The organism is Neisseria sp. SLRRB23, assembly GCF_050896295.1.
Taxonomy (GTDB): Bacteria; Pseudomonadota; Gammaproteobacteria; order Burkholderiales; family Neisseriaceae; genus Neisseria.
In genome coordinates this window covers 1-14976 of sequence record NZ_JBPBFH010000022.1, presented here as the reverse complement: position 1 = coordinate 14976, position 14976 = coordinate 1, and the positions used below count along the sequence as shown (strand labels likewise).

At 52.0% G+C, this 14976-nt stretch carries 17 protein-coding genes and 1 pseudogene; 8 read left to right on the top strand and 10 right to left on the bottom strand.

What is annotated here, in order from left to right:
* Positions 1-301 precede the first annotated feature (301 nt).
* Complete coding sequence (locus ACRPFF_RS07200; protein ID WP_432674228.1) at positions 302-1489, bottom strand: site-specific integrase; 1188 nt, start codon at positions 1487-1489, stop codon at positions 302-304.
* A gap of 135 nt (positions 1490-1624) precedes the next feature.
* Here ACRPFF_RS07200 and ACRPFF_RS07195 point away from each other — a divergent pair, with 135 nt between their 5' ends.
* The gene (locus ACRPFF_RS07195; protein ID WP_432674227.1) at positions 1625-2611 is read left to right on the top strand and encodes a tRNA dihydrouridine synthase; all 987 of its coding nucleotides are present in this window, start codon (positions 1625-1627) and stop codon (positions 2609-2611) included.
* 60 nt (positions 2612-2671) lie between these two features.
* Here the strand turns inward: ACRPFF_RS07195 and ACRPFF_RS07190 are convergent, their stop codons facing one another.
* The 3 genes from ACRPFF_RS07190 to greA all read right to left on the bottom strand — a co-directional run bounded on the left by ACRPFF_RS07190 (position 2672) and on the right by greA (position 3781).
* On the bottom strand, positions 2672-2854 hold the full coding sequence (locus ACRPFF_RS07190; protein WP_003674521.1) for a hypothetical protein: 183 nt from the start codon (positions 2852-2854) through the stop codon (positions 2672-2674).
* Positions 2855-3025: 171 nt separating this feature from the next.
* On the bottom strand, positions 3026-3169 hold the full coding sequence (locus ACRPFF_RS07185; RefSeq protein WP_107859152.1) for a hypothetical protein: 144 nt from the start codon (positions 3167-3169) through the stop codon (positions 3026-3028).
* Positions 3170-3304: 135 nt separating this feature from the next.
* On the bottom strand, positions 3305-3781 hold the full coding sequence (gene greA, locus ACRPFF_RS07180) for a transcription elongation factor GreA (RefSeq protein ID WP_002216944.1): 477 nt from the start codon (positions 3779-3781) through the stop codon (positions 3305-3307).
* Between the two features lie 391 nt (positions 3782-4172).
* Here greA and aroA point away from each other — a divergent pair, with 391 nt between their 5' ends.
* Positions 4173-5474: a 3-phosphoshikimate 1-carboxyvinyltransferase gene (gene aroA / locus ACRPFF_RS07175; protein WP_432674226.1), complete on the top strand. Its 1302-nt coding sequence runs from the start codon at positions 4173-4175 to the stop codon at positions 5472-5474.
* 71 nt (positions 5475-5545) lie between these two features.
* Here the strand turns inward: aroA and purE are convergent, their stop codons facing one another.
* From purE to ACRPFF_RS07145, 6 genes are all read right to left on the bottom strand, one after another.
* Entirely contained in the window at positions 5546-6031 is a 486-nt protein-coding gene (gene purE, locus ACRPFF_RS07170) for a 5-(carboxyamino)imidazole ribonucleotide mutase (protein WP_432674225.1), read from the bottom strand.
* Positions 6028-6369 (bottom strand): hypothetical protein, encoded by a 342-nt coding sequence (locus tag ACRPFF_RS07165; protein WP_127206988.1) that lies wholly within the window; start codon positions 6367-6369, stop codon positions 6028-6030. Before ACRPFF_RS07165 ends, purE begins: the two co-directional genes overlap by 4 nt.
* Before the next feature lie 146 nt (positions 6370-6515).
* Positions 6516-7148, bottom strand: a complete 633-nt coding sequence (locus ACRPFF_RS07160; protein WP_170314440.1) for a hypothetical protein — start codon at positions 7146-7148, stop codon at positions 6516-6518.
* 51 nt (positions 7149-7199) lie between these two features.
* Entirely contained in the window at positions 7200-7913 is a 714-nt protein-coding gene (locus ACRPFF_RS07155; RefSeq protein WP_432674224.1) for a tetratricopeptide repeat protein, read from the bottom strand.
* Positions 7913-8581, bottom strand: a complete 669-nt coding sequence (locus ACRPFF_RS07150; RefSeq protein WP_432674223.1) for a class I SAM-dependent methyltransferase — start codon at positions 8579-8581, stop codon at positions 7913-7915. The genes ACRPFF_RS07155 and ACRPFF_RS07150 overlap by 1 nt, the downstream gene beginning before the upstream one ends.
* Positions 8582-8591: 10 nt before the next feature.
* A complete protein-coding gene (locus ACRPFF_RS07145; RefSeq protein WP_086430128.1) occupies positions 8592-8777 on the bottom strand; it encodes a DUF3460 family protein in 186 nt (61 codons plus the stop codon).
* A 143-nt stretch (positions 8778-8920) separates the two neighbouring features.
* On the opposite strand from ACRPFF_RS07145, the gene mutL reads away from it, so the two are divergent.
* The 6 genes and pseudogenes from mutL to ACRPFF_RS07115 form a co-directional block, all read left to right on the top strand.
* Entirely contained in the window at positions 8921-10897 is a 1977-nt protein-coding gene (mutL, locus tag ACRPFF_RS07140; RefSeq protein ID WP_432674222.1) for a DNA mismatch repair endonuclease MutL, read from the top strand.
* 87 nt (positions 10898-10984) lie between these two features.
* The gene (dnaX, locus tag ACRPFF_RS07135; RefSeq protein ID WP_411713064.1) at positions 10985-13156 is read left to right on the top strand and encodes a DNA polymerase III subunit gamma/tau; all 2172 of its coding nucleotides are present in this window, start codon (positions 10985-10987) and stop codon (positions 13154-13156) included.
* 81 nt (positions 13157-13237) lie between these two features.
* Complete coding sequence (locus tag ACRPFF_RS07130) at positions 13238-13573, top strand: YbaB/EbfC family nucleoid-associated protein (protein WP_432674263.1); 336 nt, start codon at positions 13238-13240, stop codon at positions 13571-13573.
* Positions 13574-13857: 284 nt separating this feature from the next.
* A complete protein-coding gene (locus ACRPFF_RS07125; protein ID WP_411713063.1) occupies positions 13858-14055 on the top strand; it encodes an SWIM zinc finger family protein in 198 nt (65 codons plus the stop codon).
* 70 nt (positions 14056-14125) lie between these two features.
* On the top strand, positions 14126-14344 hold the full coding sequence (locus ACRPFF_RS07120) for a hypothetical protein (protein ID WP_411713062.1): 219 nt from the start codon (positions 14126-14128) through the stop codon (positions 14342-14344).
* A gap of 396 nt (positions 14345-14740) precedes the next feature.
* Positions 14741-14976, top strand: a pseudogene (locus tag ACRPFF_RS07115) (IS110 family transposase); the annotation flags it as partial.

Genomic DNA, 14976 nt, shown 5'->3' with positions numbered 1-14976 from the left:
GCTGCACGCGCAGGACATCCGCCTCTTCATCCGCCACTACCTGCCCGCCTTCGAGAATTTGGGCATCGACAAGGGCGGCGCATTGTGGAGCTACGTCCATGACACCGCACCCGTCTTCAACCGCGTCCGCACCGCAGTCCTGCCGCGCCTGAAAGACCAATGGCTGCAACGGCAGATTATGAAAACCGCAGGCGTTTGAGGCGCAGGGGGGGGATTACCCCCTGCCCGAAATCCGCAACCTGTCGTCGGTTTGACGCGCGGGTAACAACAATGCCGTCTGAAGTTCAGACGGCATTTTCTCTCAGGCGAAGAAAGAACGGTCAGGCTGTTCAGCCCGAACAATCCCATCCGCCTCTTGCAGAGCATCCATCATCTCCAGCACCGGCGGCCTTGCCCGAAGATTAGTGTATCGCCGCATACTCTCCCAATCACCATGAAGCGTGAACTGCTGCATCACCGGAATCGACAAACCCTTTTCAGCCAACCTTGTCGCACCCTCATGGCGCAAATCATGAAACCGCAGATCCTCAATCTTCAGTTCACGACACGCACGCTGCCACAAAGCACCGACGCTTCTGCCCTTATAACCACCAAGAAACAAGTCGCCATCGTGCACATTCATTTGCCGCACAACCTCAGGAGAGCGCATCAAATTAATCACAGCCATTGCCTCATCCGATACCATAAAAGCCTTGTCATTGCCCTTACTGCCTCTTGGATTTTTCAAATCCCTCACAAGCCAAAGACGGTTTGCCTCATCAAAATCAGACCAGCGCAATCGCGCAATCTCATCAAGACGGCGGCAGGAATAAATCGCAAACCACATGATCAAGTGCATCGGCAGACGTTTCGGATTGACAACCACACGCCTCCAAACCCTCAAGAAATAAACCGTTAACTTCAAAAGCTCATCATTATTAGGCAGACGATCACGCCGGCGCGCCTTGCCGATGACACGCGCCCTACGCAAACCCTCCATCGCCACATCAAGCTCAGCCCATGATACATCAAGCCCCCAAACAAAATGCGCGTGTTTAATAATCGAGCGCATATACTGCAAGTCGCCGTTAATCGTAGAAGCAACCACCGGCTTAATACCAAGTTCAGGGCAACCCTTCTGCCGGGCAAAGGCAAAAGCAGAGTAATCAGCACGCGTCAACCTGTCCAACCGCTTATCGGCTATATCAAAATTTAAAATAAAATTGATAACCCCAAGCTTTGTTTCGCTGTAACTCGTCCGAACTTCGTCCACATACCGCTTTGCAGCCTCCCTGAGCGTAGGGCATAATTCACGCTTGCCATCGTTAAAAAGCAGGTCAGGATTTGACTCAATCTCAAATTCACGCCGCTTTGCCCACTCAGTCGCAAGTGATTTTTTAGAAAAAGTACGGCTTTCCGAATATGGAGGATAGCCCTCTCTTTTCACACGCACCTGCGCCCTGTAAACAACATCACCTGACGGGTTTGTACGTTTTGTTATAGTAGCCATAATTGCACCATGCGGAATAAATATTTAATGGTGCAATTATGGTACAACAAAAGAACAGATAAAGCACAAAATAAACAGATAAAAACAGATAAAATACACAAGAGAATTTTATAAAAATTATTATAAAACAGACAAATGACTAATTTAAAAGAAAATACCAGATTGGTACTAGCCCCTATGCAAGGGTTGATAGATGATGCGATGCGCGACCTGCTGACACGGATAGGCGGCTACGACGAATGCGTCAGCGAATTTGTACGCATTACCCATACCGTGCATTCCCGCGCCACATGGTTAAAATATATCCCCGAAATTGCCAACGGAAACAAAACGTTTTCCGGCACCCCGTGCACCGTCCAGCTTTTGGGCAGCGATGCGGACAATATGGCGGAGAATGCGCTCGAAGCCGTCCGCTTCGGTGCGGACAAAATCGATTTGAACTTCGGCTGCCCCGCACCCACCGTCAACAGGCACAAAGGCGGCGCAATACTTTTAAAAGAGCCGCAACTGATATTTCATATCGTCAAAACGATGCGCGAACGTTTGCCCGCACATATTCCGCTGACGGGGAAAATGCGGCTCGGCTATGAAGACAAAAGCCCTGCTTTGGAATGCGCCTGTGCGATTGCCGAAGGGGGCGCATGCGGACTGACCGTACACGCGCGTACCAAAGCCGAGGGTTACGAACCGCCGGCGCATTGGGAATGGATAAGGAAAATCCGAGACAGCGTCGATATCCCGGTTACCGCCAACGGCGATGTTTTCAGCCTTCAGGACTATATCGGCATCAAAACAATCAGCGGCTGCAACAGCGTCATGCTGGGGCGAGGCGCGGTCATCCGCCCCGATTTAGCGCGCCAAATCAAGCAGTATGAAAGCGGCCTGCCCGTTACGGATACCGATTTTGCCGAAATTTCCAAATGGATACGGCTCTTTTTCGATTTATGCCTGGCAAAAGAGGCAAACAACAAATACCCGATCGCCCGTCTTAAGCAATGGCTGGGCATGATGAAAAAAACGTTCGACCCGGCGCAAACGCTGTTTGACCGCGTCCGAACGGTTAAGGATGCGGATGAAGTCCGCCGAATCCTGAACGCATTTGAGCATGAGATGAATGTTTGATGTCTCCCATGCTTCAAAGCAAATGCCGTCTGAAAATCTTTCAGACGGCATTTCATATCTTTATTGCTGCTTTTCTTCCGTATCCGGCGTATTTTTGTTTTTCAGCTTCGCACCCAAGCCCAAACGTCTTTCATAATCCGATTGGGGGGTATCGTCTTCCTGCATGCCGAATGCGCTGGCATTGACCCACAGCGACAGCAGCGAAACGATAAAGGCAAAAAAGCCGACTACATACCAAAACATTGCCCCTCCTGATTTGTTAAAATCATATCAAATACGGTACCGAATCTACCACAAGCCCATGGTCAAATAAATCTTCTAGCCGCATTATTTCATTCATTTACTTTGGAAATAAAAAAGGACACCTGAAAATTTTGCAAAACTTTTCAGATGCCCCGATTCGACGGATTCGAATCAACCGCCGCACGCACCGCAGCAGCCGCCCTCGCTGTGTCCGCCTTTTTTATCGTCGCCGGCAACGGGCAATTCGACTTCTTCGTTTGGTTTTTCTGCATCTTCAGGCAAGTCGTTGACTTTGATTTTAGCAGTTTCGCTCATTTCGCCACCTCGTGGAAAACAGTTTAAAAGATTCGGAAATATAGCATGTTTAACCTAAGCGTGAAAAGGGGGAGCCGCATGGAAAATGCCGTCTGAAACCGAAGGTCGGCCTTCAGACGGCATTTTACCGCCGAATCAAATATACCGGACTTCGATAATGTCGTATTCGCGCACGCCGCCCGGAGCTTGGACTTCCGCCGTATCGCCTTCTTCCTTGCCGATTAAGGCGCGGGCAATCGGTGAGCCGACATAGATTTTGCCCTGTTTGATATCGGCTTCGTCTTCGCCGACAATTTGGTAGGTAACGTGTTCTTCCGTTTCCAAATCTTCCAGCGTAACCGTCGTACCGAACACGATTTTGCCTTCGGCGTGGATTTCGGTCGGATTGATGATATGGGCAACGGAAAGTTTGTGTTCCAACTCGGAAATCCGGCCCTCGATAAAACCTTGGCGTTCTTTGGCGGCTTCGTATTCGGCGTTTTCGGACAAATCGCCGTGCGATCTGGCTTCGGCAATCGCTTCGATCACTTCGGGGCGCGCCACGCTTTTAAGCTGCTGCAATTCCTGTTTCAGCAATTCCGCACCGCGTACGGTCAGGGGGATTTTTTGCATAAAATCGTATTCTCCATGTTCCGGCACACCGGTTTGCGGCAGGAAGCATCCCGCGTACCGTCTTACTTTGTGTGTTCGGATATTAAAATAAAAACACAAGCCGCCCGGAAAATCGGCGGCTTGTCTATCGTTGAACAGCGGCTATTCTACCAAATTCTATGAAATTGGCAATCGTACCGTACCGTCCGCAAACGCCATCTGTCCGCAACAAAAGCCGAAAATATGCCGGCAAAAAAATTTTAGAAACAAAAAATTCACAAATAATAAATTTTCGGCACAAAAAACCATATTCACGGACTTTAAAACCGAAAATGCCAAACCTGAGATTTTTCAGACGGCATTTGCACCAGTATAATGCAGGCTGTTTTTATCTTTATATTTACGTTTGGCCATGACCGAATCCGTCCGCCTCCCCGCCTCCCGTCTCAAACCTTCCACCGTCGCCCTGCCCGGCTCCAAAAGCATCAGCAACCGCACCCTGCTGCTCGCCGCCTTGTCCGACAATGCTTGCGAAATCCATTCCCTGCTCAAATCCGACGATACCGACCGTATGCTCGAAGCTCTCGATAAACTCGGCGTTGGAATCGAATATCTTGCCGAAGGCCGTCTGAAAGTACACGGCACGGGCGGACGCTTCCCCAACCGTCCTGCCGATTTGTTTTTGGGCAATGCGGGCACGGCGTTCCGCCCGTTAACCGCCGCGCTGGCCGTTTTGGGCGGCGATTATCATCTGCACGGCGTGCCTCGTATGCACGAACGTCCTATCGGCGATTTGGTCGATGCGCTGCGAATTGCCGGCGCCGATGTCGAATATCTCGGCAACGAACACTATCCACCGCTTCATATCGGCGAACGCCAAGACCGCGGCGAGCGCGTGATTCCGATTAAAGGCAATGTGTCCAGCCAGTTTCTGACCGCCCTCTTGATGGCGCTGCCGCTGACCGGACAGGCATTTGAAATCCGTATGGTCGGCGAGTTGATTTCCAAGCCCTATATCGACATTACCTTGAAACTGATGGCGCAATTCGGAGTACAGGTTGCCAATGAAAACTACTGCGTCTTCAAAATTCCCGCCGATGCGCACTACCACGCGCCCGAACACTTACACGTCGAAGGCGATGCCTCCAGCGCGTCCTACTTCCTCGCAGTCGGTTTGATTGCCGCCACGCCCGTCTGTGTTATCGGTATCGGCGCAAACAGCATACAGGGCGATGTCGCCTTTGCCCGCGAGCTGGAAAAAATCGGGGCGGACGTGGTTTGGGGCGAAAACTTCGTCGAAGTTTCACGCCCGAAGGAACGTGCCGTCCAATCCTTTGATTTGGATGCGAACCATATCCCCGATGCCGCCATGACCCTCGCCATCGTCGCGCTTGCTACAGGGCAAACCTGCACGCTTCGCAACATCGGTTCGTGGCGCGTCAAAGAGACCGACCGCATCGCCGCAATGGCAAACGAATTGCGCAAACTCGGTGCAAAAGTTGTCGAAGAAGCCGAAGCAATCCGCATCACCCCGCCTGAAACGCTGACGCCCGACGCCGTCATCGACACTTACGACGACCACCGTATAGCGATGTGTTTCTCGCTGGTTTCGCTGTTGGGCGTACCCGTCGTCATCAACGACCCGAAATGCACCCATAAAACCTTCCCGACTTATTTCGACGTGTTCTCATCGCTGACCGAAACAGCGGAATAAGATGGAAAAATGCCGTCTGAAACCCGAAACAGGGCTTCAGACGGCATTTGTGTATTCGCGGACGGCAGGTTTTAAATCTGTTCCAATTCCATATTCAAAACAGCCTGTTCCTGTTTGGCTCGGAAGTCTGCCAGTTTTTGCGCCAGTTCGGGATTTTCATTGGCCAGCATGGAAACGGCAAACAATGCCGCATTGGCCGCACCTGCCTCGCCGATGGCGAATGTGGCGACGGGTACGCCTTTGGGCATTTGTACAATCGATAAAAGCGAATCTTCGCCACGCAGGTATTTGCTGGGGACGGGTACGCCCAAAACGGGGACGGTGGTCTTGGCGGCAACCATGCCGGGTAAATGCGCCGCGCCGCCCGCACCCGCGATGATGGCTTTGATGCCGCGCGCCCGTGCGGTTTCGGCGTATTCAAACATCAAATCCGGAGTGCGGTGTGCGGAAACGACGCGCGCCTCATATTCTACGCCGAACTCTTCAAGAAACTGCGCTGCCTGCCGCATAACGGGCCAATCGCTGTTGCTGCCCATGATGATGCCGATTTGTATCATAAATCCTCCTTGGTGCGGATGGGGTAAAAAGCGGAAAAGACGCGCTGCGTCAGGAATCCCTCCCCATCAAAGTGGTAAGTCCATTCCTTATCCTCCTTGCGTCGTCCGCCACGCTCATAAGTGGCTTCCTTACCGAAGCGGTCAGGATAGATATTGCCTATTCGATCTGGGAGCTTATAGAGTATATCTACTTCATCATAACGAGCGGCGGCCAAAGTACCCACGACATCATAGTCAAACTCTGCCGTATATGTCCCTGCCGTGAGTCTTTGGTTTGCACTCAAAGTCGTGTGGCAGCACAATAGATCGAGTAAGAATGCCCCAAAAACTAAAGACAAGAGCCTCTTCCTGCAAAAGCTATAATTGGAACGATGTGCGAACAATACTATTGTAAAACTCAGCATGCTTTGCAGGACACCTCCTGTATACTTTCTCATTGAGAAATGCTTTGAGTGTATTATTTTAGCCCTTTAAGTCGTTGATTCTAGGTTGATATGATCTCAATATACTCTTTGTATTCTAAGGGGATAGGTAGATTAAACACCAAATCCTTTAGAGGGTCTACATTTCTCCCCATTTTGTAACACAAATATAGCCGTTCATTAAGCTCAGCATAGATTCGTACATTCCTCAATTCATAGCTATTAATCGTTTCTAAATCGTCTCTATTTATTGACGCAATGATATCTCGTTCATTGTATTTCCCCGAGGAAGTATCTACTTCAAAGAGTCTGCCCCCACCATCTCCTATGATAAGAATTTTCTTTTCGTTTGGTGTTCCTTCCCAGAGCGTAATCCATCTACTTCCCATACCTAAGGGGTCTATCTTACGCTTTGGAGAGATATAGTTCTCAATCCCCTTAATATTCTGCCTGAAGATATTGCTGCTTTTAATGAATTGACGAGCAACAGTGGCGCAGAAAAGAATAGGAACTTGGGTTAAGTCTACATCATCCCAATTGTTATCAGTGTTAAATAGATTGAAAAACAGGAGTTCAGCCTTCCCTATCATCTGAGCGAGCACATACACCCTAGTTTCTCTTGATTCATCCTTTCGTTTAGTCTCAATGCTGATAACTTGATTATTCCTCCACCTTATTTCTGTCATATTTCTCATCTTAGTGAATTCCTTTGGTTTTCAGATGTTCATCAGCTGCAGCATGGAAAACTATCGTTTGCGTATGGCTGCAGCGGCGCGTTTTGCCGCCGGACTGCCCGGGTAAGCCTGTATCAGTCCGCGCCAAGTTGCCCTTGCAATGTCTTTCTGCTGCAACCTGTATTGGCATTCGCCGATTTTGAACATGGCTTCGGGCGCGGTTGGGCTGTCTTTGAAACGGTTGGCGTAACGCCCTCCGATTTCGATGACGGATTCGCAGTTCCCCATACGCGCCCTGCTTTGCAGCAACAGGTACATACTGCGTTGCGCGATGCTGCCGCCGTCTCCGCCGTCCGCCCCCTTCAACAAGGCGGCTGCGGCAGAAAACCTGCCGTTTTGATAGTGTTTGAGTGCCTGATTGTAGAGGTTTTGTGCGGTTTCGACGGTATGTGCGGATGCGCTGCCGCCTTCGGTATTGAGGTAATGCTCTTTCAATTTGCGGTCGTCGAGTTTTTGGACGTATGTCCTGCCGGAAGGGTGTGTTTTCGCATGCTCCAGTGCTTTGACTTTGCCGTTTAAGGTTTCCACTTCGTTCGACAGGCGGATAATCCTGTTTTCCAGATAATCCAAATGGTCTTGTAGAGTGGGAACAGGATAGGGAATGCCGTCTGAAGCATTTTCCCGTGTCAGCATTTCGGTTCGGCTGCCTGCCGGAACGGGTGAAACGGAAGCACAGGAGGCAGACACAGACAGCCAAATGATAAAAAGCGGTAATTTGGTCTTCATTATTTTTTCAGAAGCAGGGTCAAACCGTCGCCGACGGGCAGGGTGATGGGGACGATGCGCGGGTCGTTCGGCAGGTTTTGATTGAAATCTTTGAGGATGCCGACACTGGGCGGCGCATCGGAAGCCACTTCGCGCATCACCCTTCCGTTCAGCAAAATATTGTCGATGGCGATGATGCCGCCTTGACGGACGAGTTTGAGGCAACGCTCGAAATATTGCGGCGTGGGCGGTTTGTCTGCGTCTATCAGTGCCAAATCGTAGCTTCCGGCTTCACCCTGTGCAATCAAATCATCCAATGTCAGCAATGCGGGTTGCAGGTGCAGGCTGATTTTATGTGCCACACCGGCCTCGTTCCAAACCTGACGCGCCGTATCGGTAAAGGTTACATTGATGTCGCAGGCGGTAATCCGCCCGTATTCGGGCAACGCCAATGCAAGCGCGGTGCTGCTGTATCCGGTAAATACGCCGATTTCCAGATATTTTTCCGCGCGAATCAGCTTTGCCAGCCAAACCAAAACCGCCGCCTGTTCGCGCGCAATCGCCATTTTGCCCATACGGTGGTGCTCGGTCTTCTCACGCAGCCGCGTCAAAACGGGATGTTCGGGTTCGCCGATGCTGTTCAGATAGTTTTGCAGGTCGGGGGCGACATTGGACAGATGGGTCGTCATTTCGGCGGGTTCAGTCTTGGTAATAGGTGTAAGGTTTTTTCGCTACTTTCGCCGATTCAAAGTTTTTTTGCTCTTCGGGATTGAGTTCGACATCCCACAAAAGCCCCCGGTTTTCCAAACGCTGCTGTTCCAACTCAGGTTTTTCTTCAATCAGGCGGTTGAGGAATTGTGTGGCATCGGATTGGTAGTGATACATCTTTGTGCTCCAATTTTACGGAATATGGTGTGATTATACTGGTATTTTCCAAACGGGATAAACGGCTTTTATCAAGAATACAGGCAGAAAAGTAAGGGGTTTTATTATAGAATGAAGCGTTTTTTGAAACGGAAGCCCATGCCATGTCCCGAATTGCCGCCCTGCCCGACCATCTTGTCAACCAAATCGCCGCCGGCGAAGTGGTCGAACGCCCTGCCAACGCCTTAAAAGAAATCGTTGAAAACAGTATCGATGCAGGCGCAACAGCGATTGAAGTCGAGCTGGCGGGCGGCGGCATCCGCCTGATTCGCGTTAGCGACAATGGCAGCGGTATCCATCCAGACGACATCGAGCTTGCGCTCCACCGACACGCTACCAGCAAAATCAAAACCTTAAACGATTTGGAACACGTTGCCAGCATGGGCTTTCGCGGCGAAGGTTTGGCAAGCATCGCCTCCGTCAGCCGCCTGACCCTGACCAGCCGCCAAGAAGACTGTTCGCACGCGACCCAAGTCAAAGCCGAAGACGGCAAACTCAGTAGCCCCACCGCCGCCGCCCACCCCGTCGGCACCACCATCGAAGCCGCCGAACTCTTCTTCAACACTCCCGCGCGGCGCAAGTTCCTCAAATCCGAAAACACCGAATACGCCCACTGCGCCACTATGCTCGAACGCCTCGCGCTGGCGCATCCGCACATTGCCTTCTCGCTCAAACGCGACGGCAAACAAGTGTTCAAACTCCCCGCCCAAAGCCTGCACGAACGCATAGCCGCCATTGTCGGCGATGATTTTCAGACGGCATCATTGGAAATTGACAGCGGCAATGGCGCGCTGCAGCTCTATGGCGCGATTGCCAAGCCGACTTTCGCCAAAGGCAAAACCGACAAACAATACTGCTTCGTCAACCATCGTTTTGTCCGCGACAAAGTCATGCTCCATGCCGTCAAGCAGGCATACCGTGACGTATTGCACAACGCCCTTACCCCCGCCTTCGTCCTCTTCCTCGACCTGCCGCCCGAAGCCGTGGATGTCAACGTCCACCCGACCAAAACCGAAATCCGCTTCCGCGACAGCCAACAGGTGCACCAACTCGTGTTCCACACGCTCAACAAAGCCCTTGCCGATACGCGTGCCGACTTGACCGAAAGCGTCAGCAACGCAGGCGAAGTGCTGCATGACATTACCGGCGTTACGCCTGCCCCAATGCCGTCTGAAAACGACAGCGAAAATCTGTTTGATAGCGCATCCAACTACCCGACAGGCAACAAACCCGATACACGCAATGCCTTTGGTTCATCAGGCAAAACCGCACCCATGCCTTACCAAGCCGCGCGTGCGCCGCAACAACACAGCCTGTCCCTGCGCGAAAGCCGCGCAGCCATGAATACTTACGCCGAGCTCTACAAAAAAACCGACGACATCGACCTTGAGTTGAGCCAATTCGAACAGGCACGTTTCGGCAATATGCCGTCTGAAATGCCTACCCAAAAAACAGAAACGCTGCTTTCAGACGGCCTTCCATCACAATCCGAATTGCCGCCGCTCGGCTTCGCCATCGCCCAACTATTAGGTATCTACATCCTTGCCCAAGCCGAAGACAGCCTGCTGCTCATCGACATGCACGCCGCCGCCGAACGCGTTAACTACGAGAAAATGAAACGCCAACGTCAGGAAAACGGCAAGCTGCAAAGCCAACGCCTGCTTATTCCCGTAACCTTTGCCGCATCCCACGAAGAATGCGCCGCCCTCTCCGACCATGCCGATGCACTGGCAGGCTTCGGCTTGGAATTGTCCGACATGGGCGGCAATACCCTCGCCGTCCGTGCAGTTCCCGCTATGCTCGGCAAAGCCGACGTTGTTTCACTGGCCAAAGATGTATTGGGCGAACTCGCCCAAGTCGGCAGCAGCCAAACCATCGAAGAACACGAAAACCGCATCCTCGCCACCATGTCCTGCCACGGCTCCGTCCGCGCCGGCCGCCAGCTTACCCTGCCGGAAATGAATGCGCTCCTGCGCGATATGGAAAACACACCGCGTAGCAACCAATGCAACCACGGCCGTCCGACATGGGTCAAACTGACTTTAAAAGAATTGGATGCCTTGTTTTTACGCGGACAGTGAACCCCTTCGTGAGCCGGTTCGAAAAATGCTAGAATACGCGCCCGGATACGTCCCGAACGGACAAAACGCTTAATCAAAGAGAAAAATATGGCTTATCAAGTTCTTGCACGAAAATGGCGTCCGAAAACCTTTGCCGACTTAGTCGGTCAGGAACACGTCGTCAAAGCCTTGCGCAACGCGCTGGACGAAGGCAGGCTGCACCACGCCTACCTGCTGACCGGTACGCGCGGCGTGGGCAAAACCACCATTGCCCGCATCCTTGCCAAAAGCCTCAACTGCGAAAACGCGCAACACGGCGAACCTTGTGGCGTATGCGAAAGCTGTACGCAGATCGATGCCGGACGCTACGTCGATCTGCTGGAAATTGACGCCGCCTCCAACACAGGCATCGACAACATCCGAGAAGTATTGGAAAACGCCCAATATGCACCGACTGCCGGCAAATACAAAGTCTATATCATCGACGAAGTGCATATGCTTTCCAAAAGCGCGTTCAACGCCATGCTCAAAACGCTGGAAGAGCCGCCCGAACACGTCAAATTCATCCTTGCCACGACCGATCCGCATAAAGTTCCCGTTACCGTCTTGAGCCGCTGCCTGCAATTCGTCTTGCGCAACATGACTTCGCAGCAGGTTGCCGACCACCTTGCCCACGTCCTCGACAGCGAAAAAATTGCCTACGAACCCGCCGCCCTGCAACTTTTGGGACGTGCCGCCGCAGGCTCGATGCGCGACGCCCTGAGCCTGCTCGACCAAGCCATCGCCATGGGTTCGGGCAGCGTTGCCGAACAAGACGTCCGCCAAATGATCGGTGCGGTCGATAAACAATACCTTTACGAACTGCTGACAGGCATCATCAACCAAGACGGCGAAGCCCTGCTGGCAAAAGCGCAGGAAATGGCTGCGTGTGCCGTCGGCTTTGACAATGCCTTGGGCGAACTGGCCATGCTGCTGCAACACCTCGCCTTGATACAGGCGGTGCCCTCCGCTTTGGCACACGATGACCCTGATTGCGGTGTACTGTTGCCGCTGAGCCAGGCACTCAGCGGCGAACAAATCCAGCTTTATTATCAATGCGCCATCCGCGGCAAACAGGATTTGAGCCTTGCACCCGACGAATACGCGGGCTTCGTCATGACCCTGCTGCGTATGCTGGCGTTTACACCGTTGGCGGCAGCTTCATGTGATGCAAATGCCGTGATTGAAAATACAGAATTAAAATCCTCATCGGCACAAACCGCCGAAAAGGAGGCGGCCGCAAAAAAGCCACTTCCCTCTAAGGCAGAAACCGCCCAAACATCCGTTCAGACGGCATCCGCGCCGGCAATGCCGTCTGAAAACAAGGTTGCCGAACCGGCTTCCGCTCAGGAAAACAACGATGTTCCGCCTTGGGAAAATGCGCCGAACGATGTAGAAACCGTATCGGACGTGCCCGTGCAAGAGTTAGCGGAAAGCATTCAAACAAGCTCTGAAACAACAGAGGCAAACCGCCCTTCCGCAAACAAAGCCGAAACATCGCCTGACAATCAAGTTTCCAAAAACAAGGCGACCGACAACGAAACCGGAGCTTCCTTATCCGAAGTGCCGTCTGAAAACCTCATTCAGACAACACCGAATGATGAAACCGTTGAAACGAAAGCATTTGTGCACGAAGCCCCTGCAGAACCTTTCTACGATTACGGCTTTCCGGATGATGGCTACCCCGTAGAAGACGGTGCAGAAATGCCCCCGCCGCCGGATTGGGAATACGCCGTCCCTGCCAATGCGGAAGAAGAAGAGGCGGAAGAAGAAAACAACGACGACGAAGGCAGCAACGACGAAGACGGTACGCAATTCGCCCCGCCTCCTGAGTTTTCCACCGAAAACTGGGCAGCAATCGTCCGGCATTTCGCCCGCAAACTCGGCGCAGCGCAAATGCTGGCGCAACACGCCGCATGGACGCAATACGATGCGGGCAGCCATCTGATGATGCTTTCGCTGACCGACGAAGCCCGCGCCACGACCAACAAAGAGCGGCTCGACAAAATCAGAACCACGCTTGCCGAAGCCTACGGCCTGCCGTTGAAGTTGCAAACCGAGCCCTGGCGCGACGACGCAGGCTGGGAAACCCCGGACATGCGCCGCCGGCGCATCCAACTTGAAGGTAGGCGGCAGGCACAGGATTTGCTCGAAGCAGACGAAACTGCACGTCGGCTTTTGCAGGTTTTTGAAGCCGTATGGGAACCTGAATCTCTGGAATTGGCTGCAAACCGACCGTAAACAGATATAATGCCGCCTGAACACTTTCAGACGGCATTGCCGTTTCCCTCATTCATTCAAACACAAACAGGAGTATTCAGTATGTTCGGAAAAGCCGGATTGGGTGGTCTGATGAAACAGGCTCAGCAAATGCAGGAAAACATGAAAAAAGCGCAAGCGAAACTTGCCGAAACCGAAGTAGAAGGTGAAGCAGGCAACGGCTTGGTTAAAGTCGTGATGNCCTGTTCCCATGTCGTCCGCAAAATCGACATCAGCCCCGAGCTGATTCAGGAAGCCGCAGACGACAAAGAAATGCTCGAAGACCTTGTCCTTGCCGCGTTCAATGCCGCCTCCGACAAAGCTGAAGAAACCACCGGCAAAACCATGGGTGCTTTCACCCAAGGACTGCCTGCAGGCATGGGCGACTTCTTCCGCTGATCCCCATCCGCAAAACAACATTGTAAAGCAGTATCGTATGAAGTCCGTAAGACAGACGCAGGATGAATGCCCTGGATAAATACGCAGAGCGTTCACAAAACAGGCGTAGGGTGCCCGCAAGGCGTTCTCACAGGGCAGACGTAAGGTGGGCTGTAAAGCGGACTGTAGGGGGTGTGCAGTACGCATGCACGTGGTCTTTCCAAACTACTTCCCTTTCCAACCAAACTAAAGATCATCTGAATCAGTAAACTTCCCATATTTCAAAAACTTCCTGGAAGCCAACCATGCCCCACCTATTTCCGCCCCACATCATCGAACGCGGCCTGCTGTATTTTGAGCAGGGCAAAGTTGGTGCTGTCCGTAAAACTTCCGCCGGGCATTATCGGGCGGAGGTGCGCGGTTCGGAAAACTATTGGATATGGTTGAAGCTGGATAGTGATTTGTACATTAAAGACGGGGGCTGCGATTGCCCTTATGTCTAAAGGTGCAAACATACCTTAAATTACTATATTGCATAGGAAAAATACAAACCTATAACGAATTGGAAACAAAATGCCGTCTGAAAACATCTTCAGACGGCATTATAAAATCTGTTTAATAATGTACACCCCTTGTATATTGGAATCACCGTATCATAGCAACAAACCGCCCGACCGCCACCCGCGCCCACCCAAGGCAGACAACCGTTGCGTAGCTCAGGGAGCGGCAGGGCAACCCATCGACACAACCGGACAGTTGCCAGACAACACAACCGAATGCAAGGCAGGTTGATGATGAGTACCCGATACCATTACGCAGGTATAGTGAATTAAATTCAAACCGGTACAGCGTTGGCCGCCTTGCCGTACTATTTGTACTGTCTGCGGCTCGCCGCCTTGTCCTGATTTAAATTTAATTCACTATATCGACATTGCCAAACGAAACTTCGTCATCGCCGTTTCGTCTTTGTCTAAAACCAAAACCGAAACCAACAACCCCAAAGGTATCGCCCATACTATCGAATACCTTGTATATTGGAATCACTTGTATATTGGAATCACCGTATCATAGCAACAAACCGCCCGACCGCCACCCGCGCCCACCCAAGGCACACAACCGTTGCGTAGCTCAGGGAGCGGCAGGGCAACCCATCGACACAACCGGACAGTTGCCGGACAACACAACCGAATGCAAGGCAGGTTTATGATGAGTACCCAATACCATTACGCAGGTATCGACATTGCCAAACGAAACTTCGTCATCGCCGTTTCGTCTTTGTCTAAAACCAACGAGCAGGCATAGCCGTGATTATCGCCAACCCGCGTCAGACGCATCAGTTTGCCCAATCGCAGTCGCTGACCAAAACCGACGCCAAAGATGCCAAAATGCTCGCCTTCTTCGCACAGATGACGGCACAGAAAGAA

Bases quoted from the DNA above. Each gene is read 5' to 3' on its own strand.
- ACRPFF_RS07200 (WP_432674228.1), bottom strand. From the start codon at position 1,489: ATGGCTACTATAACAAAACGTACAAACCCGTCAGGTGATGTTGTTTAC.
- ACRPFF_RS07195 (WP_432674227.1), top strand. From the start codon at position 1,625: ATGACTAATTTAAAAGAAAATACCAGATTGGTACTAGCCCCTATGCAA.
- ACRPFF_RS07190 (WP_003674521.1), bottom strand. From the start codon at position 2,854: ATGTTTTGGTATGTAGTCGGCTTTTTTGCCTTTATCGTTTCGCTGCTG.
- ACRPFF_RS07185 (WP_107859152.1), bottom strand. From the start codon at position 3,169: ATGAGCGAAACTGCTAAAATCAAAGTCAACGACTTGCCTGAAGATGCA.
- greA (WP_002216944.1), bottom strand. From the start codon at position 3,781: ATGCAAAAAATCCCCCTGACCGTACGCGGTGCGGAATTGCTGAAACAG.
- aroA (WP_432674226.1), top strand. From the start codon at position 4,173: ATGACCGAATCCGTCCGCCTCCCCGCCTCCCGTCTCAAACCTTCCACC.
- purE (WP_432674225.1), bottom strand. From the start codon at position 6,031: ATGATACAAATCGGCATCATCATGGGCAGCAACAGCGATTGGCCCGTT.
- ACRPFF_RS07160 (WP_170314440.1), bottom strand. From the start codon at position 7,148: ATGAGAAATATGACAGAAATAAGGTGGAGGAATAATCAAGTTATCAGC.
- ACRPFF_RS07155 (WP_432674224.1), bottom strand. From the start codon at position 7,913: ATGAAGACCAAATTACCGCTTTTTATCATTTGGCTGTCTGTGTCTGCC.
- ACRPFF_RS07150 (WP_432674223.1), bottom strand. From the start codon at position 8,581: ATGACGACCCATCTGTCCAATGTCGCCCCCGACCTGCAAAACTATCTG.
- ACRPFF_RS07145 (WP_086430128.1), bottom strand. From the start codon at position 8,777: ATGTATCACTACCAATCCGATGCCACACAATTCCTCAACCGCCTGATT.
- mutL (WP_432674222.1), top strand. From the start codon at position 8,921: ATGTCCCGAATTGCCGCCCTGCCCGACCATCTTGTCAACCAAATCGCC.
- dnaX (WP_411713064.1), top strand. From the start codon at position 10,985: ATGGCTTATCAAGTTCTTGCACGAAAATGGCGTCCGAAAACCTTTGCC.
- ACRPFF_RS07125 (WP_411713063.1), top strand. From the start codon at position 13,858: ATGCCCCACCTATTTCCGCCCCACATCATCGAACGCGGCCTGCTGTAT.
- ACRPFF_RS07120 (WP_411713062.1), top strand. From the start codon at position 14,126: ATGCCGTCTGAAAACATCTTCAGACGGCATTATAAAATCTGTTTAATA.